Here is a 19,899-nt window from a genome sequence, read left to right as displayed (position 1 = left end):
CAGGTCTTACTTATAAAATTTCATTTAACTTTGAAGTGATCTTTTCATCAGTTGGAGCAATATCAGGAAAGTAGCGCTCTACAATTTCACCATTCGAATTTAGAAGAAACTTTTCAAAGTTCCAGTGAATATCATGCTCTTGGCCTGTGATAAGTCCTTTACTAGTTAGAAGTTGCTCAAAGTCAGGCTTATCATTTCTTACAGCATCTTTTTTTGTTTCAGTAAGGGCCTTGTATAGAGGATGTTGACCTTCACCTTTAACAATGATCTTTTCATTTACTGGAAATGTCACGTTGTACTCAAGAGAGCAGAATTGCTGGATTTCTTCATTGCTTCCAGGTTCTTGTCCAAGGAATTCATTTGCTGGGAACGCAAGAATCTCAAGTCCCTTGTCTTTGTATTCTGAATATAATTTCTGTAATCCTTCATATTGTGGTGTTAGGCCACATTTTGAAGCAACATTAACGATGAGGTATGCTTTTGCATTAAAGTCAGGGATCGTCTTTGTAAGACCTTTTGCATCTTTAAATTGAATTGTATTTAGATTTGTACTCATATTGGTAACCTCCTAAAGATTTTCTATAAGAGGTTACCATAAAGATTTATTTAAGAAAGTTGTGGCGTGCCAATTGAAGCTTTTTATAACTTTCAATTAACTTAAGGTGTTTATCGATTCCCTCAAGATTCATACTTGTCGGTGTTAGGCCGTCGAAACGATTTTCACCTGTTATGGTTTTATTCACTCGCTCCATCAGATCTGGCCCGTACATACGAGTTAGGTTTTCAATGTAATCTTTCATCTCAAGATCGTCGCCAAGTTCAATATCAAGTGCAATATTTAATACTTGATAAAAACGTCTTCGCTCAATAGTATTGTCATTAAACGTACCAAGCATTTCTACTAGCTCTTTTGCATCATCAAATTGTTTTAATGCAAGGTATGTAAGTGCTTTTAACTCGCCAATTACTAATTGTCCCCAAACCGTACTTTCGTCAAATGCCACACCAATTAGTTCTGATACAGGCATATAGTTATCAAGAGAACTTTCTTCAAGTTGACCAACTAACTCTGACAAATCCTCTTCATCAAGTGCGTGTAGGTTTAAAATCGCTTCTCTGTAGTCTAGTGCCTGATTGTGGTTATCCCAAATAAGGTCTTCTGGAAGATAGATTTCAGAATAATTAGGTACCAAGATTCGACAAGCCGCTGCTCCAAGTTCATTGTAGTCAGCAATATATACTTCTTTTTCGAGCTCTTTTAAAATCCCCATCAGGTAGTCATATTCTTCTTGAGTTGTTCCAGAAAAATTCCAATCATTAAATTCATACTGCGGCTTTCCTGCAAAGAAACGCCAAGAAATGATACCTGTTGAATCAATAAAGTGATCAACAATATTATTATGCTCTTTGATCGCAAATTCATTAAATGTTGGAGGGAATGTATCATTCATTCCTTCAAAACTTCGTCCTTGGAGAAGTTCAGTAAGTGATCTCTCAAGAGCAACCTCAAAACGAGGGTGCGCACCAAAAGAAGCAAAGACGCCACCATTTCTAGGGTTCATAAGAGTGACACACATAACTGGAAATTTTCCACCAAGTGAAGCATCTTTAACTACGATTGGAAAACCTGCTTCTTCAAGCTTGTTTATACCTTCCATAATCGTTGGGTATTTTTCTAATACTGATTTGGGTACATCAGGAAGAGTAATTTCATCAACAATGATTTGTTTTTTTACAGCTCTTTCAAAAATTTCAGAAAGACATTGTACGCGGGCTTCATATTTTGTATTTCCAGCACTCATCCCATTACTTACAAAAAGGTTTGCAATAAGGTTGGCCGGTATATAAACAGTCTTTCCATCTGATTGCCTTTCATATGGAAGAGCACAAATACCGCGCTCATAATTTCCTGAGTTCGTATCAACTAAATGTGATGCTGAAAGCTCTCCATCGTTATCATAGGCACAGATAAGTGTTTCATCCATAAGCCCTAGTGGTAAAGAGTCATCTTCTGGAATCTCAAACCATTTCTCATTAGGGTAGTGAACAAAGTCTGCATTTGCGATTTCTTCACCAAGATAGTAATCACTGTAGAAATAATTTGTACTGATGCGCTCAAGGTATTCCCCAAGAGCAGATGCAAGGGCCGCATCTTTTGTTGCACCCTTACCATTTGTAAAACACATTGGAGAGTCTGCGTCTCTAATATGGACAGACCAAACGTGTGGGACTTGGTTACGCCAAGAAGCGATTTCAATTTTAATCCCTAGTCCTGCAAGAAGTTCAGTCATGTTAGCGATTGTCTCTTCAAGAGAACAATCTTTGCCTGGAATCATCGTTTTAGTGTTTTCAACTTCATATTCAAGCTTAACATCGTTTCCTAAAACTTCTTTTGCTTCTATTTTAAAATCGATTTCATTTTGGATGACTCGCTTAACTGTACAGCGCTCCATTGATGCTAGAATCCCTTTCTTATCTTTTTCAGAAATCGTAGCGGGAAGTTCTGCATGAATGACAAATGATTGCTTATAGCGATTGTCAGGATCCACAATATTTTGCTGACTGATACGAATATCATCAGTTGGAATATCACGACTATTACAATAGACCTTCGCAAAGTAGGCTGCACACATGGCAGAGGATGCGAGGAAATAGTCATATGGGCCAGGAGCTGTACCGTCACCTTTGTAGCGAACAGGTTGGTCTGAGATGATTTTAAAGTCGTCGAAGCTTGCTTCGATTTTTAGATTGTCGAGGTATTTTACGTTTACTTGCATGGCGCTATAACTACCATAAATAAGTATGTTATGGCCCTAACGATCTTCCATCCTATAAGAATTACTGCTATTTATCTCATTGTAAGTATGTGAAAATAAATAAATTTAACTTTCTTAAGTTGCCAATTATTGCCATTCCATGATCTTTATTGCGAAAATACTCGTTCAATTTAAAGGAGAAGTTAATGAAATCTATCATTCTAATGCTGGCAATGCTGCCTTGCCTAGTTTTTGGTTATAACCACCCAGACGCAAAAACACTTATGACTGAATACCAAGAATTCCGTTCGATGGTTTCAACAATGAAGCACGATTACCTAGTAGGTGATTGGTATAAGGCCAAAGATTTTGGTGACACAACTCTTATGTGGAACCTTGGTGATAATTTAACAGATCGTGAAGTAATTCGTTTCTTTAGAAGAAAGGCTGACGGTTCTGTTTTCACTGTAACTTATCACCGTTCAGATTATATTGTTGATGGAAGAATTGTTCTTCGTCGTTTTGTTGGACCAGAGCCAACAGGTTGGATCAACCATACGATCGATTATGAAACAGGTGAGCAACTAGGTTCTCAAGGCTGGTGGCCAATGTTTGATGATTCAGATCATGCATTCATGCAACAGTGGGGATTCCACTACTAAGAATTAAAAATGAAAGCCTACAAAAGTAGGCTTTTTTTTATTTTTATTTTTATCTCTGATCTGTCTCATAAAAAATTAAAAACTCTTTTGTTATTTTTTTTATATAAAAAAACACACAAGGAGTTTTTGTGAAAAAAACATCAATCATTTCAATTCTATTTTTCTTAATGTTCAATTCTTTTTCATTCGCGCAGGAAAACGCGATGGTGCGTGTTAGAGCGCTAGGTGTAAGCCCTGATGTTAGTGATAATATCGGTGGTAATATTGCAATTAATAACGAATCAGTACCTGAAGTCGATTTCTCTTACTTCTTCCATCCAAACTTTGCTGTTGAATTAATTCTTGCAACAGCAACTCATGATGTAAATCTTAACGGAACAGGAAGCCTTGGAAGTGTTTCTCTTCTACCTCCAACATTACTTGCTCAGTACCATATGGATTTTGGTATGTTTAAACCATATGTAGGAGCAGGGATCAACTACACAATCTTTTATGGAGAAGTTCCTGGAGACATGGCCTCAACTAAGTACGATGATTCATTTGGATATGCATTACAGCTTGGTACAGATATCAAGGTTGCACAAAATATGTATCTAAACTTTGACGTAAAAAAACTTTACTTACAAACAGATGCAACAGTTGATACTGGATCTGGAGTTGTGAAGGCTGAAGTTGATATCGATCCTCTCCTTGTTGGTATCGGTATTGGTTTTAGATTCTAAAACTCTAAAATGGGGGAGGCTATGTGGCGTAGCCTCCTCTTTAAATTCTCTCAAATGATTTGCACCCGTTAATATTTCCTGTATCATTTTTCTATGATGGAATTTGAAATTAGAATCTTAGAAGGCAAAGAATTTGATAAGTATTATCAGGCACACAAAGAAGCAGTCTTTGAAGAAGACCATAGTTATGTTCTTTGGGATATTCTCTCAGAAGAAGAATTAACTAATATCAAAAGACTAAAAGAGAATATGGGGAGTCCATATCAACTTTGTCTTGCGGCATTCGATAAAGATAAGAATTTCATCGGCTGGAGTTGGGGATTTCAAGAAAATAGTACCACTTACTATATGTGTAACTCTGCAGTTCTTCCTGAGTATCGACGACACGGTGTGTACGGTGCCATGCTTGATAAGACTCTCGCAATCCTTGAAGCAGAAGGATTTCAGATGGTCTACTCTCGCCACTGCGCTACTAATAATGCCGTTATTATCCCAAAGCTTAAGGCCGGCTTTCTTATTTCTAAAATGGAACTAGATGATAAATTTGGTGTTCTCATTCATCTTCATCACTATTTCAATGAGAAGAGAAAGAGAGTTATGGATTATCGTGCCGGGCAAATTAAACCCGACACTGATATTAAAAAACTTTTTAAGCTCTAGCGAATACAGTAGTAATTCATAACTTTGGCATTTACTGACCATGGATCACGCACTGGTGACGGATTCATTAGTCCTGGATGATAAACCTTTCCGCCACGTAGGGCCCAAATATTTTGGTGGATAGAAATACCTCCGTTCCAGTCTCCGTAGGCATCAATGGCCTCAAGCTCTGATCCATTAGGAAGTCTTGCATACATATTGTCACAAGCTTGTTCTGCTTGTCTTAGTGAGTTTACTCTTCCGATTGAGCCATTATGCGTTCCAATGATTGTCAGTTTTCTACCATTTACTCTTAGAGTAGAAGGGAATTTTGTTCTTTGGAAATCTTCAAACATACGTGAAGCAATTTGAGACATCACAACAGAAGGTTGCCCAATTCCTTGATAGTTTTTAGTAGAACCATCTGAGCCTACAAGAGTAAGAGTTACTTGAATATTTCCGCGACAGTTTGGAGCAAAAGAGTATGATCCATAGGCCATGTAATCAACAAGTGCACCAGCATTATCAGGAATCCAACCAGGCCTTTGACCATTGTTGATTGAATTAAAAATATATCGAATATTATTCATTTGGACGAATTCTAGTTTTCTATCAACTACTGGAAAATCACGGTAGTAACCATCAAAGTAAGCCTTTAGTGTATTTTCAAGAGTTACATCAAGATACTTATGTTGAGTCGCTAGTCTTACGTTCTTGTCATATAAAGCATCGAAAGTAACAAGCATCTGTAGCGCTTCACTACCTTTTGCTCCAGATTGCATAAGCTCTGAGGCAAGGCCAGTCATCTCACTCATATACTCAGTTCGAGTTTGTGAGTAGGCTTGCTTATAAGCACACAGATCCGCTCCTCTTACAAAAGGGATTGATGACCAGATACGGGCCGCTTGAGCTTGTGCACTAATTCCAATAAGAGCTAGTAGAGCTAGGGATTTCAACTTTTTCATAATATCTCCAATTTGCCTGATTATAGGGGGATATCAAAATTTATCATAGTTACTCGATAAAATTTATACGTATAAAGGCCAGCTATGCTGGCCTCAGTTTTAGTTTTGTGATCTTAAGTAAGCTTCATAGATACATGCGCGGATTTTTTCTTTTCCTTCAGGCATCTTTTTACATTTGAATTCACCCTGTGAATTTTTTCTCTTAGGAGTCCATTCAAAATTAACCATGAATGTTCCTGATTCAGCATTCCAGCTTGGAAAAACCATTAGTCCACCTTGGCTATCATCACTTTCATGCATTCTGATAACAAGCTTTGTAATGAGATGACCTGCGATGGCCCCTGCAAATACATCTGATAGCCAGTGCTTGCGATCGTGTAGACGGCCGTAAGATGTTAGGGCCGCAACACCATAAGCAAGGTATGGCACAACTTTATTATCTTTGTAGATTTCTGCAAATACTGTCGCAAATGACCATGCACCTGAAGAGTGTCCAGAGAAGAATGATTTCCCTTCAGTTCCAAATTCATAGGCACCAAGGTCTTTATTAGGTCTTTGACGACCGAAAGTTTTCTTAAAGCCCTCCGTTACAATTTGTGTCGCAATTTGTGACGTTACAACATAAAGTCCTGCTTTCTTTAACTTTCCATCTTCAAGCACTACACCCATAAAGTAAGAACCTGCGGCAGCTCCGCCCATGATCAGGCGTTCGTGGTTATTTGTTGGGTATACTAACTTTTCAGTAAATCCATTTTTGTGGTCTTGAATGAAGTCCATCGTTTCTTCATCTGATGCAAACATTACAAGGCCCAGTGAAGTTGATGCTGCTAACATAAGTGCTTCTTTGTCACTTAGACCAAGTGGTATGAAGTAGCCCTTCTTGTTATCACTAGGGTCGTATTTTCTTAGGAATTCAGAGAACTCTTTAGGATTCATCCCGCCACGAATAGTTTCGTTTCCAATTCTTCCTTTAATTCCTTCCATTTCATCGATATTTCTTTGCTCTTCTTCACTACAGCCTTGAATTGTATTTTTACAGCTGTAGATTTCATCAAGCATTCGCTTTGCTTGAGAGCGCATATCAATTTGATTTTCGTCTACTGAGACACAGCCTTCATAACGCCACTCGCAGTTCTCCTGTAGTGGATTGAATGACTTCTGTTCCCAGAAGTAGAGATTCTCTTGTGCCATAGCACTCGATACGAGAGTTGATAGGATTAGACCATTTGTAATTATTTTCTTTATATTTTTCATGAGGCCAATATAGCTGAAACTGTAAAAAAAGCTTCATAAGTGTAATTAATCATAGGGCAGACTAAAAAATAGACACTAGTAAGTTATTAAAATATTTAGAAGAATAAATTACATACCTTAGAAAACTCATGGACGACTAAATAGAAAGCTTGCTATTTAGACAAAAACTTATGAGGAGAATTCGATGAAAAAATTATTACTGGTAGCAATGCTATCTCTATCTGCAGTTGCATCACCTGTTTCTAACTCTGTTATTGCTAAGGCAAAGAAGGCAGTAGAAGAAACTGCAAAATCATATTTTGGACCAAAAGCTTATGTTTACTACTCAAATAGTAGTGCAGAAGATAAAGAGGTTTTCTTTAACGTGCTTTGGACTGAAGAAACGACAGATGTTTTTTACGATGAAGGTGAGCAAATTTATGTTCCTGTAAAAACAGAATGTGAGCAGGAAATGGTTTATTTAGTAGATACTAAGAAAGTTCTACTTACTCAGAATGCTTATTGTTACTAAGAATATAAAAAGGGAGCTTCATGCTCCCTTTTGCTTCTAATAAATATAATCAAGATCTTTATCTCCAAATCTTATATCACTATCAAATTCGAAATGAGCAAGAAATAGTTTATTTTCATGTCTTAGAATGAAAGCAATTTCACCATTGGCGTAATACCAATCTCTTCCGAATAAAAGGCCTACAAATTGAATACCTGAATTGTTGATATCATCGACTAGCTTGCGAAATGCAGGTATATGTTTATCAAGGGTATAAAGAACTTTCTTCTGTTGATCTTTATCGACTTTTACTGGATACCAATCGCCCATATCTACAACCTTATTTTCAAAAACTTCTTGGATAATTTCAAGGCCACCAACTTTTAGATCGGTAATATAAGCATCGACATTTCCATGTCTTTTTAGAAAGTTAAGCTTCTTTGGTAGCTTCATTCTTTTTACATTTCTTTCATCAAAGAAATTACACTCAATAGCACGGCTGTCGCCACCATCGAAATAGTAGGCACCACTTAAGTCATTGATAGGATATGCGATTCCAAAATCTGATTCCTCTGAGTAAATCACCATTTCGCCGTCTTCTATCGATCTAACTGCACTGTGGCCATTGTATGATCTGTTACCGCTATTTTCCAGGATATATGTCGTATTAGGCTTATAGTCTAGAAGTGATACGCTATAAGTGTGACCTGAAACATCATCACTACAAAATAGTTTCGTAAATGTATTGTAATTAATTTGAGATGCCAAAGTTGTATTGGCAGTAAGAGTAATACAAAAAATAGAAATAAGATTTTTACACACAGTTTTCATACAAATTCTCCTTGTTGGCCATTCATAACAAGAAATATTTATATATTGAAATAATATAAAAGTATTTTGTGTATACCAGATTAGTATGGTAGCTAAAAGCTATGAATATTAATCTCAACTATATAGAAGTATTTTGCCACCTAGGACAGAACTTAAATTTTTCTCAGACAGCGAGGGAGCTAAATACATCCCAGCCTGCGATCTCAAGAAAGATAAAACTTCTAGAAGATGAATTAGGTTATGAGCTTTTTGTTCGCTCAAACAAAACAACATCATTAACTCTAAAAGGACAGGCGTTTCTTGATCAAGTCCTGCCTAGTTTTAATACTATTAGTGGCGCTATTCATAATAAAGAACAGAAAATTGATCTGAAAGTTGGGAGTATCTTTGAGGCAGGTGAAAAATATCTCTTATCGGCCCTAAATGACTTACATGAAAATGAAAGAATTGGTCACTTTGATCTCCAGTTCGATTCGGCCATTAATCTTATCGATAAATTACAAGCAGGAGAGTTAGATATCATTATGACTCATATTATTCCTGCTCAAAAGAGCTTGAGCTTTTTTGAAGTTTTTCGTGACGGCACCTACCTCGTTGGCCCTAAGAAAGAGGATGGTAAGCGCAAAAGAAAGCTCGTCACATATCGTAATGAAGACCTTTATACAGAAGAATTCTTACACAAAACTTTAGGTAAAAATTGGAGATCTAAATTTGAAATCATAGGTTGTGTAAACTCACATAAGGCAATGCTTTCTCTTTGTGAAGCTGGTGGCCATTTTTGTGTCGTACCTGAATCAAGTTTCAATAATTCTGGTGGATTAAAAATTTATAAGAAGAAAGACAGTAGTCACGGAATATATATCTGTGTACGACAAAACTTTCTTGAAAATAGAGATACAAAAAGGCTTATTGAAGAATTAATCAATTGTTTAAAATAGCTTTTCTATTCTTTACCTTTCCTAAATTGACAGCTTCTAGTGTGCACTTGAATATAAATTCATTCATTTGGAGATTATATGGAAAATGTTTCAGCACTAAGAGATGCGGAAAAGGAGCTTTTTGAGTTAACTCAAAAGGTTGCGGCTCTACGTAGAGATCAAGCCTCGCAAGAAGTTAAAAATTATACATTTCGAAGCACTGCAGGTGCAGTGAATTTATATGATCTTTTTGGGGATAAGGATCAGCTCATTATAATACACAATATGGGACAAGGATGCCGTTATTGTACATTGTGGGGAGATGGAATTAACGGTTTTGTTTCTCATATTGAGAGCGTGTGTTCACTCGTTTTGGTATCAAAAGACAGGCCAGACGTACAACGTCGTTTTGCAAATGAGAGAGGGTGGCGTTTTAATATGTTATCTCATGGGGGAGGAGAATATATTAAGGATCAAAGCGTCGTTGCAGGTGAGGAGAATATGCCTGGAATTGTCTGTTACCAAAAAGTTGGCACTAAGGTGTATCGAAAAAATTCTGCGGCATTCGGTCCTGGAGATGAATTTTGCTCTATGTGGAATATTCTATCTTTGGCCGGTGTATCATCCAGTGACTGGACGCCGCAGTATAGTTATTGGAGTCGTCCTGAGCAATTAGATGATGGAGGAGAGAATCTTATCTAGTCGTTTCGACTTTAATTCTTGGCTATATGAAAATCTTTCGAATACAACTCTTGCCATTCACCTTCATTGAGGTTTAAAGGGTAACCGATTGATATAATTAGAGAATATCAAGATAATTTGGTTGGTCTAATTAAATGGAGTTTAATCTCTATTATACTAATCGCTAAGTCATTTACTTAGAGGAACGTTTGTGGAGCTTGACTTATATATTTCATTTACAAGATATTTAACGACTTTTGTTTTTTCATTCTTCGTTTATCAGTTCTTTGCTAGCCTTGCGAATTATTATCAGATACGTGATCGCAATATTCTTTGGCCAGCGGCCATGTGTATTTCAACTGCATGCTACTGTTTTGTTTTTGCTTTTAATACGCATTTTATTAATCAGAAGTTATCTGATTTTATTCTTATTGTATTTTGGATATGTGCCTACTCATCATTCTATTGTTACCTAAGAACGGTTGAGATTTATTTCGGGCATAAAGTTAAAGGTCTTTCATTTGCTAAGACATTTTGTCTGTTCTTCGTTGTTACTCAGCTTATTTGTTCCTTCACTACACTTGCTTTTGATTTTAACTTTCTCTTTGATAAGCATAATTATGTAAAAGATAGTCTCTTCGCTAGAACAATGAATTTTAATGTTTCTCCAAATTTGATAGGGAAGGCACTTGGGGGTATCGGTGCCCTTGTGGTCTTTTATTCATGCACAATGGTCTGGTTAGAATTAAATCGATTAAAGAAGAAGGAGCGCCTCTTACGGTTAGGAATTATAATAAGTTTTTTAGTCGTATTAAATGATTCACTTCTTGGACTTGAAGTAACTGGAGCAATTCTACCTCTGTATTATTTTGGGAACGCATTTGAAGCAGTTAGATTTAATATTTACTACCGTAATTTAAGTTATCGAAAAATGTATAACCTAGAAACAGAGGTTATTAGACTTTCTAAAATTGCACAATTTGGCTTCGCTGCCGCAAGTATTGCTCATGATATTAGGAATCATATTTTCATTATTAAAATATCTATTGAGCGCTTAATTAGGGGGCGATCAACAAACCCTGAAGAGACGTATCTTTCAATTGATAAACATACAGATAAGATAACTGAAATCACTAATCTCTATATGGATGTCTTCAAGAAGAATACTAATAATATTAAGTCTGATACGACGATTAAATTTGTCATTGAAGAAGCCTTAGAGCTAGTTTCTGCAAAATTTAAAGAGGCCGGCGTAAAATTAGATGTGGCCATAGAAAACTTTGACTTATGCTGCAATCAAACAGAGGTAACGATTTGCTTAGTTAATATATTAAAAAATGCTCTTGAGGAGGTCTCTCAAGAGGGGAAGTACGATGCTCCTTGGGTCAAAATTAAGACGGATGCAGAAACCCGTAAGTTGTCGATTATAGATTGTGGGCATGGAGTGATTACTGTGAGTAAAGAGGAGCTTTTTAGTCTCGGCTATACGACCAAGGGAAGTGCTGGCGGGCATGGAATAGGTCTTGCTATCACTAAGGAATTACTGGGACGGGCCGGTTTTAGGCTCGATTTAAACTGCGATGAGCTAAATACGACATTTGTGATTGATTTTTGACAGGTAGGTTAAAATTACATGTTAAGCTGATTAAATTTTATTTCTTAGGTATAAGGTTCTCTATAAGACATTAAAAATAAGGAGAATCATATGAAATCAATTTCTTTAGCAATCTTAATTGCACTTTCAGCATTTGGAGCGAATGTATCAGCAAACTCTGATATTAATAACTTTGTATCTGACCTAAAAAGCTTTGACGGTAAGTCTGGTAAGGTAATCATGAATGGTGAAGAAAGAGGAAATTGTACTGTTCTTGTTGAGAAGGATAGTGATGCTGTAAGAGTTGAGTTTGATACTCCTGAACTATATGCAAATCCTGTTTCAGTTGCACTTCTTGATAGTGCAGAATTAACAGATGCAGATACTCTTCTTGTTTCAACAAACTCTAATCGTCCAGGTGGAGATGCTTGTGGTGATTTTGGTGGTGCTTCTAACTATAAAGAGACAATTTCAATTGACGAAAACTCTGTATCAATTAATGTTAGCTACCGTTGTTTTCTATTCAAGAAAAATAAAATTAACTACACTTGTGAGTTAAACTAAGAAGTGTCTAAAGTTTAATCTTGGACATAATTTTTTCAAAGAACAAATATAAAATTCAGAATTAAGATATAAAGGGATTATGAAAATAATCCCTTTTTTTATTTCCCTAGTTTCTATCACTAATATTTTTGCTGCGCAGACTTGTACTCTTGATGGCAATGTCAAAACATGTATTGAAGGTACTAAGAAAAGTATTTCAAAATATTTTGAAAAGACTAATGGCCTTTCTTCCCAAGAGTTCTATTTAGATAATAGATTAGTAAAGCAGAACTTCTATACAATCGAGGGAGAACAGATTTCAAGTATTACCTTTGATTATCAAAGTGATTCATTATTCTTTAAAACAGTATTTAATACTCAGGGGAACCATGTACAGTCAAAGGTATTAGTACAAAAGATAAATGATCAAGAAGTTATTTTAAAAGAATATGGTTTTAATAAGAGAACCCATGTTTTAGAAAGTATTGACACTATATCTGAAGGTACTATTGTCGAGAGAAAAGTTATTAATACAGACGGTGAAGATTTTAAATATAAGTTTATCTACGATGCTGATCGTATTATCGGATTTGATGTTTTCAATAATGATGACGTCAAAATCGGTGACTATATTCAAAATGAAGTAGGTGAGGTTGATGGTGGGCCTAAAGATGCCACTGTGAAAATTGCTGTTATTGATTCTGGCTTTGATCATAACCATGTCGATATTCAAGATCATATCCTAATCAATTCAAATGAATCTTTTAATAAAGAAGATAATGATGGTGATGGATTTATTGATAATATTTTGGGCGTCCATTTTGATGGTGATAGCGATATCAAGTTTATGAATCCATTTTCAGGATTCTTACCTCGAACGGGTGCTCCTTCTGTTCAAAAAGCTGCAGTTTACGGAATCCCATTTGAAACGATTAAGGCCAAGGGAACAACTGGTCCAATTACATCGCATGGAACGCATGTTTCTTCAATTGCATTACGTGGTTTAAAGTCGGCATCTCTTCTGGCCTTTGCTGGAGATTTTGGAGAGTCGAAATATCTCGATATGATTTCAGCAAAGCTACAGAAATCAGAAGTTGATTTCGTAAATATGAGTTTTTCATTTCCGCACCAGTCACTAGGGCTAGTTGATCGTAAAACATATCGAAGTATGCAAAACCTATTCTTGAACAATCCTGAGGTTGTCTTCTTTGTGGCCGCTGGAAATGATGGGCGCTTTCTGAATGGAAGCCGTGATTGTATGTACCCAGCTTGCTATACTTATCCTAATGTTGTGACTATTGGTGCTACAACAGATAGTGATTGGCGAAATGATGAAAATTATGAAATGGCAGATTATTCAAACTATAGTTCTAGCTTTGTTGACTTTTTTGCTCCAGGAACAAAAGTTGAGGCGGCCCTTCTTGGTGATATGAAAATACGTCACTCGGGAACATCGATGGCCTCGCCAATGGCCCTTAATATGGCGGCCCATCTTATGGAACAAAACCCTAATATGAGTGCATTAGAAATCGTTGAGTTAATGAAGGAACAGAGTATTAAGAAGAACTCAATTGAGTCAAAATTTGGAGTCATAAGACCTTTACCAACTAGCTTGAGATAATTTTAATAAATTCGAATGTTTTTAGGTGTTTTAATTATTTTAAATATAGTATATTTAACGTATGAGCATCGAAGAATATAAGGTACTTACTAGATATGTAACGACCTTCGCATTTGCGTTTTTCTTATACCAAGCTTCTATAGGGGTTTATACCTCTAGAAAGTTGCTTAGTCGTAAGGTCTTCTGGCATATCGCAATGTGTTTGGGAGCAGGCTCATACGCCATCCTAATTGCCGTCAATACTCACGTTTCAGATATTAAGCTTTCAAATTTTCTTCTACTCACTTACTGGTTCTTCGCATATTTCACTTACTATTGTTATATAAAGGCAATTGAAGGCTTTCTTGGTCAGGATATAAAGTTATTAAAGCCGGCCAAGATTTTTTGTATAGGTCATTCTATTTTCCAAGTTATAGGAGGTTTCCTTTACCTGCTAACAGATATCGACCTCATGTTTATTCCTCGCACAACTCCTCCATCAACTCTTTTTACTCAAGCATTAAACTTAACTATATATCCAAGCGTTTTAGTTGTTGTTGTCGGATTTTTTGGAATTATAACAATTCTTTATACGACCGTTGTGATTTGGAGTGAGTTAAATAAGAGAAAGGGCAAGGAGTATCTTTTTAAAGCAGGTATTCTTCTTACTTTATTTGTATCTTGTTGGGATACATTAATTGGTACTGAAACAATTGGATATCTAGTGCCGATCTATTACCTAGGTTATGTCTTTGAATCAATGCGCTTTAATATGTACTATCAAGACTTGGCCTTTACTAAAATGTACAACCTTGAAAAAGATATGGTTAAGCTCTCTAAAGTTGCTCAATTTGGTTTTGCTTCTGCAAGTATTGCTCATGACATAAGAAATCATCTCTTTGTCTTAGGTACGACTAACGATAGACTTGATAAAATGGTAGATAAGGAACTCTCTCCCTATACGCAAAAGCTGCGTCGTCATATTGGAAAGATCCTTGAAGTAACTGACCTTTATATGAATATTTTTAAAAAGAATTATTCATCATCGAAAGAAAAGATCTCTGTTTCCCAAATAACACAAGATGCTCTTGAACTAGTTAGTGATAAGATTGCACGTCATAGTGTTAGAGTTGAAATAGAGATGGATGATTTTGCAATTGAGGGAAATGAAACGGAACTTAGTCTTTGCTTGGTTAATCTCATTAAAAACTCTTTAGATGAGATTAAAACTACGGATTCACCATGGATCAAGGTCGTAGCATCTTCAACTGAGCGCTTTGTTAAAGTTATCGATAGTGGAAAGGGGATACCGGCCAAAGTTCAAGAAGGTATCTTTGAGTTAGGACGGTCGAAGAAGAAGTGCGGAAACGGACATGGAGTCGGCCTTGCAATTACTAAGCAGATTATTGAGCGCTCGGGATATAAGTTATTTATCGATAATGATAGTGAAAACACTACCTTTGTCATTAATTTTTAGATTTCGTTAAGATTCTATTAGTGTTTTATTTATTGAGATCATCATGCTAGAAGTTGGAAAACATATTTAGTATTAGGGAGCTCAATATGAAAACAATTTTTAAGTCACTCATTATGATGAGTGCAGTCAGTGCGTTTGCACATTCTTCAAATTCAACATTTATCATCACTTCGGATTCAAAGCTTGGTGCTATCATTGGTTTTAGTGATTCAAGTTTTAATTATGAAGTTAGTGATGCTGTTAGAGCACGTCAATTTTGTTTTGTGGGTGATGCATCACAAGTATGCAGTCAAATTCATCAAGCAGCACAGGATATGAATGGGCGCTATTATCAAGGGGCACACGATCGTATTGAGATTCTTAGCTGTGAAGAAGATTTCGCGACAGACGAATACTCAAATGATGAAATCACTGTTGAATATAATCTAAGTGATGATTATGGTTCAGATTTTAAAGTAGTGCGTTCAATTACTGATTGTGTAACAATTTAATTGTTTCTTACTCACAGGCCTTATAGGCTTTTAGTGTTTCATGATAAGCAATTTTGTGATCAATAATTTCATTAGGGTACTCTGAAGTTCCGTACTCGGGTACCCATTTCTTTATATATTTAAAGTCAGGATCAAATTTCTTTTGCTGTGTATAGGGATTAAAAATTCTAAAATATGGAGCGGCATCACACCCTGTTCCAGCAACCCATTGCCAATTACCATTATTAGAGGCCAGCTCAAAGTCATTCAATTTACGTGCAAAGTACTCCTCCCCCCAACGCCAGTCAATGAGAAGGTCTTTCACGAGAAAAGAGGCTGCAATCATTCGCACGCGATTATGCATGTGGCCTGTCTCATTAAGCTCTCTCATTCCTGCATCAACGATTGGATAACCGGTTTTTCCTTCACACCATTTTTTAAATAGACTCTTGTCATTATTCCACTTAATCTGGCCGTACTTTTCTCTAAATGGTCCATCGACCACGTGAGGGAAGTGATACATGATTTGAATGAAAAATTCTCGCCAAATTAGCTCACTAAGCCAGACTTGATTTCTCTTAAAGCCCACTTGGGCACACTTTCGAGGAGAGACTGTTCCAAAGCGTAGATGTATACCAAGCTTTGAGGTTGCATCTAGTGCTGGGATATCACGGTTTTGATCGTAGCTATCGATGATCTTACCTTTAATCGTCTTCACTTGATCCTTGGCCTTCTCATTGTAAGTAAAACCTAGCTCATTTAAACTTGGAAAGCCTTTCGCTTTAAACTTGTGAAAGTTATTAAAGAATTTATGAGTCTCAATTGTTGCAATATCTTTTGGTGCAAGTGTACTAAGCCACTTATTTTTAAAAGGTGTGTAGACAACATAAGGTTTACCATCTTCTTTTAAAATATCATTTTTTGCAAAGATACAGTGGTCTTTGTAGCGTGAGAATTTTATATCTTCACTTTTTAGAATCTTCTCAACTTTGTTATCTCTTTTTATCGCATAAGGCTCATAGTCCTCATTTGTAAAAACTTCCTCAATAGTATAGGTTTCACATAAATCTTTGTATGCTTCTCCTGGAGTTGAGTGATATACAAGAAGATCACTTCCTAGTTCAATTAGTTCTTCCTTGAGTTGTTGAATTGCATCGTGAATGAAGCTTACTCTTAGGTCATCTTCATCTTTTAACTTGGAAAGAATATTTTTATCAAAGATAAAGATCGGTATAACTGGTTTATTAGACTGAAGGGCATAGAGTAAACCACGATTGTCTCTAAGTCTTAAGTCTCTTCTAAACCAAAATATATTAACTTCTTCTTTCTTTCTCATTCTATGCAATATTTTTTAGAAGCTTCAAGTCTTTTGGATAAGGCCCAAAAATGTATTGATCTTGAAGGTAAGTTTTCTTGTGTGTATTCGTTAGTATGTTCAAAAAGGAATTAACTGTTAAATAGTTAGATATTCCATTCTTATAGTCTTCCATCATTTTTATGAGAATATCTTTCTCATGCGCTGTGAGATCTTTCTTGAAATAGCCAAAAACATGAAAACACGCATTTAGTCGATTCTTTCTTGTAGGGAGAATATCGAGTGTTTCCATGAAGAGCTTAAAGTATTTTGAATAGACTTCACTAACTTCAAGTTTTTCATGATTGGCAGCTATTCCACCTAGGAGTCTTAAGTTGTTCTGATTATGTTCCATAATAGAGTACTTATACATTTGATGAAATAGTTGTAGCTCTCTTATCGATCCATCGAGTTGTTGAAATCTTAAATGAGAGAATATTTTTTTTACAAAGTTTTCTCGTAGCTCCAGATTTTTAATTCTACCACTGTCAATAAATGGGAGAGTTGGCATCGTATCCATAATATATTGAGCATATAGTCCTGTTGATTTCGTAACGTAGTTTTCATCACTTAGGGTAATTGTTTTTACGTTGTCAGTTCCACAAGTAGGGGACTTTCTTGTAAAAATATGACCATTTATTTCCTCGTTAGCTATACGTGCATGAATATTTTGATAAACCTGATTTGCTTCTTCCGTAAGGTCTTTTTTAGTAAACTTTGATCTTAAGCGTACTTCATTAGATTGTTTATCAACTTTGAACAAATGTACTTCTTCTCGTGGAACTCCTAGACCCATTTCAAACTCAGGGCATACTGGTACAAAGTCTACAAATTTTGATAGTTCAGAGTAGACCCAGTCTTCACGACAATGACCACCATTATAGCGAATATTCTCACCGAGCAGACAAGAGCTTATGGCAATTTTAGGACGCAAAGACATTGGGGTCTCCTTGTTTAGCAATTAGTGCTTTGTTTTAATTAGTTTAGAAACATCAAAGTGAAGGTCTTTCGCCTTGGCAATAAGCTCAAGGTAGATCTTCTCATCAAGTTCTTTTGTTCTTGAAAGAATCCACAGATACTTTCTTGAACTATCTCCAACCATAGCGTATTCGTAATTTTCGCCTAGATCTAAGATCCAATAATTTCCTGCAAAGATTGGCAGCTTAATTCCACGTAGAAAGAATTGTACCTTTAACTTAGCATTAGTTTCTTTATCAACAACCCAAGCACGGGCCTTGGCAGTTTTTAATTCTCCTGTTGGTGAACCTTGGCGACACGTATTTAAAACTTCGATATCACCATCAGAACGTAGACTGTAATTTGCTGTAACTGCAGCACAGCCTTTTTGAAAACTCTGTTCAAAGCGAGCAATTTCATACCACTTACCAAGATAGCTTTGTAGATCAACATAATCGACAGTATCTAGTGGAAGTGACGATCCAGAGAAAGTTAGTGAACTTGATAAAATGGCAATAAGTAACATGAGCTTCTTCATTTCTTCTCCTCTTAAATTTTATTCAGCATGGTTATTAGTCTCACCAAAAATTTTGTATAATTTTTGGCTACGATAGTTAAAAATTTTATTAATATCTTTTTTGACAAAGGCACCTGCGACCATACTACCTAGTTGTCCCATGGGAACCATGTAGGAAACATTATCTGTCATTAAAGTACCGTTTGCGTACACCTTAAATCCATGGGTATGAACCCATTTTTTATAAGGGCCTTTTAACTGAGTATCAGTAAATTCATTATTTTGATCATAACTTGATATTTCTGTTTTCCACTTAAATGGCAGGCCATAAAGACTTAGTTGATAATCAATAATTGTTCCTGCTTCTATTTGTGGAGTACTTTTTCCTAGGACTTTAAAACTTAAAGAATCAGGCGTTATTGTTTCAAGATTTTTCTCGTCACTAAAGAAGCCGAAAACTTCATCTAGTGGCCTTTCTACCCATTGAACTTGTTTAAATTCTTTTTCTAAACCCACCAGATTATGTAGAGCATCTTCCAGATTTTCAAATTTGAATGAATAGCCTTTATCTAAGAGATTCTTTGGGTAAACGTTTTGTCCGTCTAACACTAATGTCGACATTTCTCCAAGTGCTATCTTTAAAGCAAAACCTGGAGCAGGAAGGATTGTTGGTCGTTTTAAAACTTTTCCCATTACTCTTGTAAAATTAGAATTTGAATAGGCTTTTGGAGCAACCGCATTAAATGCACTTTCTTCGAAATCACTTTCAACAAGAAAGCGATAGATGGCCACCATATCTGCAAGATGAATCCAGCTCATCATCTGTTTTCCACTACCAAGCTTTCCTGCGACTCCTAGCTTAAATGGGATGAGCATCTTTTCAAGAGCACCGCCATTACTTGCGAGCACTATCCCTGTTCTTACATGATTAACCAAGATATCCTTATCAATGAGTCTCTCTGTTTCTTTTTCCCATGCAATACAAGTCTTAGCGAGAAAGTCACTTCCAAAGCTTGCTTGCTCATCTAAGACTTGATCTCCACTTCGATTGCCATAGATTCCTATCGCACTTGCGCTAATAAATTTTTTAATCGAAGTTTTATTTTCGTTTATAGTGTTGACGAGTAGTCGAGTTGATAACACTCGAGAGTTTACGATTTCTTCTTTCTGTTTTTTAGACCATCTTCTTGCACCAATATTTTCACCAGCAAGATGAATGATAGTATCTACAGAATTAAATGCGTCTTTATCGACTTCACCTTTTTGTGGATCCCAGTAAAAGCATTTGATTGGAATATTAAAAGAAGCCTGTGCCTTCTCAGGATTTCGACTCAGTACTCGAATATCTTCATGGCCATGAATGGCCAATTCATGAATTAATTCACGGCCGATAAGCCCTGTTGCACCAGTAATTATAATTCCCATTAATTACTCCTTGTATAGGTCTTGTATATATAATATAATATACAA

At 36.1% G+C, this 19,899-nt stretch carries 20 protein-coding genes; 11 read left to right on the top strand and 9 right to left on the bottom strand.

Annotated features, from left to right (window positions below; genetic code table 11):
* Window positions 1–10: 10 nt before the first annotated feature.
* Together ACMAYX_RS04715 and ACMAYX_RS04710 are read right to left on the bottom strand one after the other, a co-directional pair.
* Complete coding sequence (locus ACMAYX_RS04715; protein ID WP_103216669.1) at window positions 11–556, bottom strand: glutathione peroxidase; 546 nt, start codon at window positions 554–556, stop codon at window positions 11–13.
* 46 nt (window positions 557–602) lie between these two features.
* Window positions 603–2,777 carry an OsmC domain/YcaO domain-containing protein gene (locus ACMAYX_RS04710; RefSeq protein WP_412471603.1) on the bottom strand — a complete coding sequence of 725 codons (2,175 nt, stop codon included), beginning with the start codon at window positions 2,775–2,777 and terminating at the stop codon, window positions 603–605.
* Window positions 2,778–2,962: 185 nt separating this feature from the next.
* Between ACMAYX_RS04710 and ACMAYX_RS04705 the strand changes: the two genes are divergently transcribed.
* From ACMAYX_RS04705 to ACMAYX_RS04695, 3 genes are all read left to right on the top strand, one after another.
* A complete protein-coding gene (locus ACMAYX_RS04705) occupies window positions 2,963–3,418 on the top strand; it encodes a hypothetical protein (RefSeq protein ID WP_021266502.1) in 456 nt (151 codons plus the stop codon).
* 128 nt (window positions 3,419–3,546) lie between these two features.
* Window positions 3,547–4,140: an OmpW/AlkL family protein gene (locus tag ACMAYX_RS04700; RefSeq protein ID WP_412462833.1), complete on the top strand. Its 594-nt coding sequence runs from the start codon at window positions 3,547–3,549 to the stop codon at window positions 4,138–4,140.
* 93 nt (window positions 4,141–4,233) lie between these two features.
* Window positions 4,234–4,800 carry a GNAT family N-acetyltransferase gene (locus ACMAYX_RS04695; RefSeq protein ID WP_412471602.1) on the top strand — a complete coding sequence of 189 codons (567 nt, stop codon included), beginning with the start codon at window positions 4,234–4,236 and terminating at the stop codon, window positions 4,798–4,800.
* On the opposite strand, the gene ACMAYX_RS04690 is transcribed toward ACMAYX_RS04695, so the two are convergent.
* Both ACMAYX_RS04690 and ACMAYX_RS04685 read right to left on the bottom strand, forming a co-directional pair.
* A complete protein-coding gene (locus tag ACMAYX_RS04690; protein WP_412471601.1) occupies window positions 4,797–5,744 on the bottom strand; it encodes a hypothetical protein in 948 nt (315 codons plus the stop codon). The two genes, ACMAYX_RS04695 and ACMAYX_RS04690, sit on opposite strands and share 4 nt — an antisense overlap.
* Window positions 5,745–5,843: 99 nt before the next feature.
* Window positions 5,844–6,998, bottom strand: a complete 1,155-nt coding sequence (locus tag ACMAYX_RS04685) for a phosphatase PAP2 family protein (protein ID WP_412462831.1) — start codon at window positions 6,996–6,998, stop codon at window positions 5,844–5,846.
* 184 nt (window positions 6,999–7,182) lie between these two features.
* Between ACMAYX_RS04685 and ACMAYX_RS04680 the strand changes: the two genes are divergently transcribed.
* The gene (locus tag ACMAYX_RS04680) at window positions 7,183–7,509 is read left to right on the top strand and encodes a hypothetical protein (protein WP_103216675.1); all 327 of its coding nucleotides are present in this window, start codon (window positions 7,183–7,185) and stop codon (window positions 7,507–7,509) included.
* A 36-nt stretch (window positions 7,510–7,545) separates the two neighbouring features.
* Here ACMAYX_RS04680 and ACMAYX_RS04675 read toward each other — a convergent pair whose 3' ends face one another.
* On the bottom strand, window positions 7,546–8,319 hold the full coding sequence (locus ACMAYX_RS04675) for a hypothetical protein (protein ID WP_412470806.1): 774 nt from the start codon (window positions 8,317–8,319) through the stop codon (window positions 7,546–7,548).
* Window positions 8,320–8,420: 101 nt separating this feature from the next.
* On the opposite strand from ACMAYX_RS04675, the gene ACMAYX_RS04670 reads away from it, so the two are divergent.
* From ACMAYX_RS04670 to ACMAYX_RS04640, 7 genes are all read left to right on the top strand, one after another.
* Complete coding sequence (locus ACMAYX_RS04670; protein WP_103216677.1) at window positions 8,421–9,257, top strand: LysR family transcriptional regulator; 837 nt, start codon at window positions 8,421–8,423, stop codon at window positions 9,255–9,257.
* 78 nt (window positions 9,258–9,335) lie between these two features.
* Entirely contained in the window at window positions 9,336–9,938 is a 603-nt protein-coding gene (locus ACMAYX_RS04665; protein ID WP_392991273.1) for a DUF899 family protein, read from the top strand.
* A gap of 190 nt (window positions 9,939–10,128) precedes the next feature.
* A complete protein-coding gene (locus ACMAYX_RS04660) occupies window positions 10,129–11,532 on the top strand; it encodes a sensor histidine kinase (RefSeq protein WP_412470805.1) in 1,404 nt (467 codons plus the stop codon).
* A gap of 90 nt (window positions 11,533–11,622) precedes the next feature.
* On the top strand, window positions 11,623–12,075 hold the full coding sequence (locus ACMAYX_RS04655) for a hypothetical protein (protein WP_412469768.1): 453 nt from the start codon (window positions 11,623–11,625) through the stop codon (window positions 12,073–12,075).
* Window positions 12,076–12,154: 79 nt separating this feature from the next.
* The gene (locus ACMAYX_RS04650; RefSeq protein ID WP_412471600.1) at window positions 12,155–13,675 is read left to right on the top strand and encodes a S8 family serine peptidase; all 1,521 of its coding nucleotides are present in this window, start codon (window positions 12,155–12,157) and stop codon (window positions 13,673–13,675) included.
* A 61-nt stretch (window positions 13,676–13,736) separates the two neighbouring features.
* Window positions 13,737–15,131, top strand: coding sequence for a sensor histidine kinase (locus tag ACMAYX_RS04645; protein ID WP_412471599.1), 1,395 nt, complete (start codon window positions 13,737–13,739; stop codon window positions 15,129–15,131).
* An 86-nt stretch (window positions 15,132–15,217) separates the two neighbouring features.
* Complete coding sequence (locus ACMAYX_RS04640) at window positions 15,218–15,622, top strand: hypothetical protein (RefSeq protein ID WP_412462826.1); 405 nt, start codon at window positions 15,218–15,220, stop codon at window positions 15,620–15,622.
* Window positions 15,623–15,629: 7 nt separating this feature from the next.
* Here ACMAYX_RS04640 and ACMAYX_RS04635 read toward each other — a convergent pair whose 3' ends face one another.
* From ACMAYX_RS04635 to ACMAYX_RS04620, 4 genes are read right to left on the bottom strand one after another with little or no spacing between them, the layout of a single operon-like run.
* Window positions 15,630–16,937: a cryptochrome/photolyase family protein gene (locus ACMAYX_RS04635; protein WP_412471598.1), complete on the bottom strand. Its 1,308-nt coding sequence runs from the start codon at window positions 16,935–16,937 to the stop codon at window positions 15,630–15,632.
* Between the two features lies 1 nt (window position 16,938).
* On the bottom strand, window positions 16,939–17,895 hold the full coding sequence (locus tag ACMAYX_RS04630; RefSeq protein ID WP_392991283.1) for a YbgA family protein: 957 nt from the start codon (window positions 17,893–17,895) through the stop codon (window positions 16,939–16,941).
* Window positions 17,896–17,916: 21 nt separating this feature from the next.
* Window positions 17,917–18,450: a lipocalin family protein gene (locus ACMAYX_RS04625; protein WP_103216687.1), complete on the bottom strand. Its 534-nt coding sequence runs from the start codon at window positions 18,448–18,450 to the stop codon at window positions 17,917–17,919.
* An 18-nt stretch (window positions 18,451–18,468) separates the two neighbouring features.
* A complete protein-coding gene (locus ACMAYX_RS04620; RefSeq protein WP_412471597.1) occupies window positions 18,469–19,854 on the bottom strand; it encodes a TIGR01777 family oxidoreductase in 1,386 nt (461 codons plus the stop codon).
* Between the last annotated feature and the right edge of the window lie 45 nt (window positions 19,855–19,899).

Origin of the sequence: Halobacteriovorax sp. RT-2-3 (assembly GCF_047085075.1) — a bacterium.
GTDB lineage: Bacteria > Bdellovibrionota > Bacteriovoracia > Bacteriovoracales > Bacteriovoracaceae > Halobacteriovorax_A.
This window is presented reverse-complemented; position numbering and strand designations above follow the sequence as displayed.

Coding starts and splice junctions, on each gene's coding strand:
- ACMAYX_RS04715 (WP_103216669.1), bottom strand. CDS start 556: ATGAGTACAAATCTAAATACAATTCAATTTAAAGATGCAAAAGGTCTT.
- ACMAYX_RS04710 (WP_412471603.1), bottom strand. CDS start 2,777: ATGCAAGTAAACGTAAAATACCTCGACAATCTAAAAATCGAAGCAAGC.
- ACMAYX_RS04705 (WP_021266502.1), top strand. CDS start 2,963: ATGAAATCTATCATTCTAATGCTGGCAATGCTGCCTTGCCTAGTTTTT.
- ACMAYX_RS04695 (WP_412471602.1), top strand. CDS start 4,234: ATGATGGAATTTGAAATTAGAATCTTAGAAGGCAAAGAATTTGATAAG.
- ACMAYX_RS04690 (WP_412471601.1), bottom strand. CDS start 5,744: ATGAAAAAGTTGAAATCCCTAGCTCTACTAGCTCTTATTGGAATTAGT.
- ACMAYX_RS04685 (WP_412462831.1), bottom strand. CDS start 6,998: ATGAAAAATATAAAGAAAATAATTACAAATGGTCTAATCCTATCAACT.
- ACMAYX_RS04680 (WP_103216675.1), top strand. CDS start 7,183: ATGAAAAAATTATTACTGGTAGCAATGCTATCTCTATCTGCAGTTGCA.
- ACMAYX_RS04675 (WP_412470806.1), bottom strand. CDS start 8,319: ATGAAAACTGTGTGTAAAAATCTTATTTCTATTTTTTGTATTACTCTT.
- ACMAYX_RS04670 (WP_103216677.1), top strand. CDS start 8,421: ATGAATATTAATCTCAACTATATAGAAGTATTTTGCCACCTAGGACAG.
- ACMAYX_RS04665 (WP_392991273.1), top strand. CDS start 9,336: ATGGAAAATGTTTCAGCACTAAGAGATGCGGAAAAGGAGCTTTTTGAG.
- ACMAYX_RS04655 (WP_412469768.1), top strand. CDS start 11,623: ATGAAATCAATTTCTTTAGCAATCTTAATTGCACTTTCAGCATTTGGA.
- ACMAYX_RS04650 (WP_412471600.1), top strand. CDS start 12,155: ATGAAAATAATCCCTTTTTTTATTTCCCTAGTTTCTATCACTAATATT.
- ACMAYX_RS04645 (WP_412471599.1), top strand. CDS start 13,737: ATGAGCATCGAAGAATATAAGGTACTTACTAGATATGTAACGACCTTC.
- ACMAYX_RS04640 (WP_412462826.1), top strand. CDS start 15,218: ATGAAAACAATTTTTAAGTCACTCATTATGATGAGTGCAGTCAGTGCG.
- ACMAYX_RS04635 (WP_412471598.1), bottom strand. CDS start 16,937: ATGAGAAAGAAAGAAGAAGTTAATATATTTTGGTTTAGAAGAGACTTA.
- ACMAYX_RS04630 (WP_392991283.1), bottom strand. CDS start 17,895: ATGTCTTTGCGTCCTAAAATTGCCATAAGCTCTTGTCTGCTCGGTGAG.
- ACMAYX_RS04625 (WP_103216687.1), bottom strand. CDS start 18,450: ATGAAGAAGCTCATGTTACTTATTGCCATTTTATCAAGTTCACTAACT.
- ACMAYX_RS04620 (WP_412471597.1), bottom strand. CDS start 19,854: ATGGGAATTATAATTACTGGTGCAACAGGGCTTATCGGCCGTGAATTA.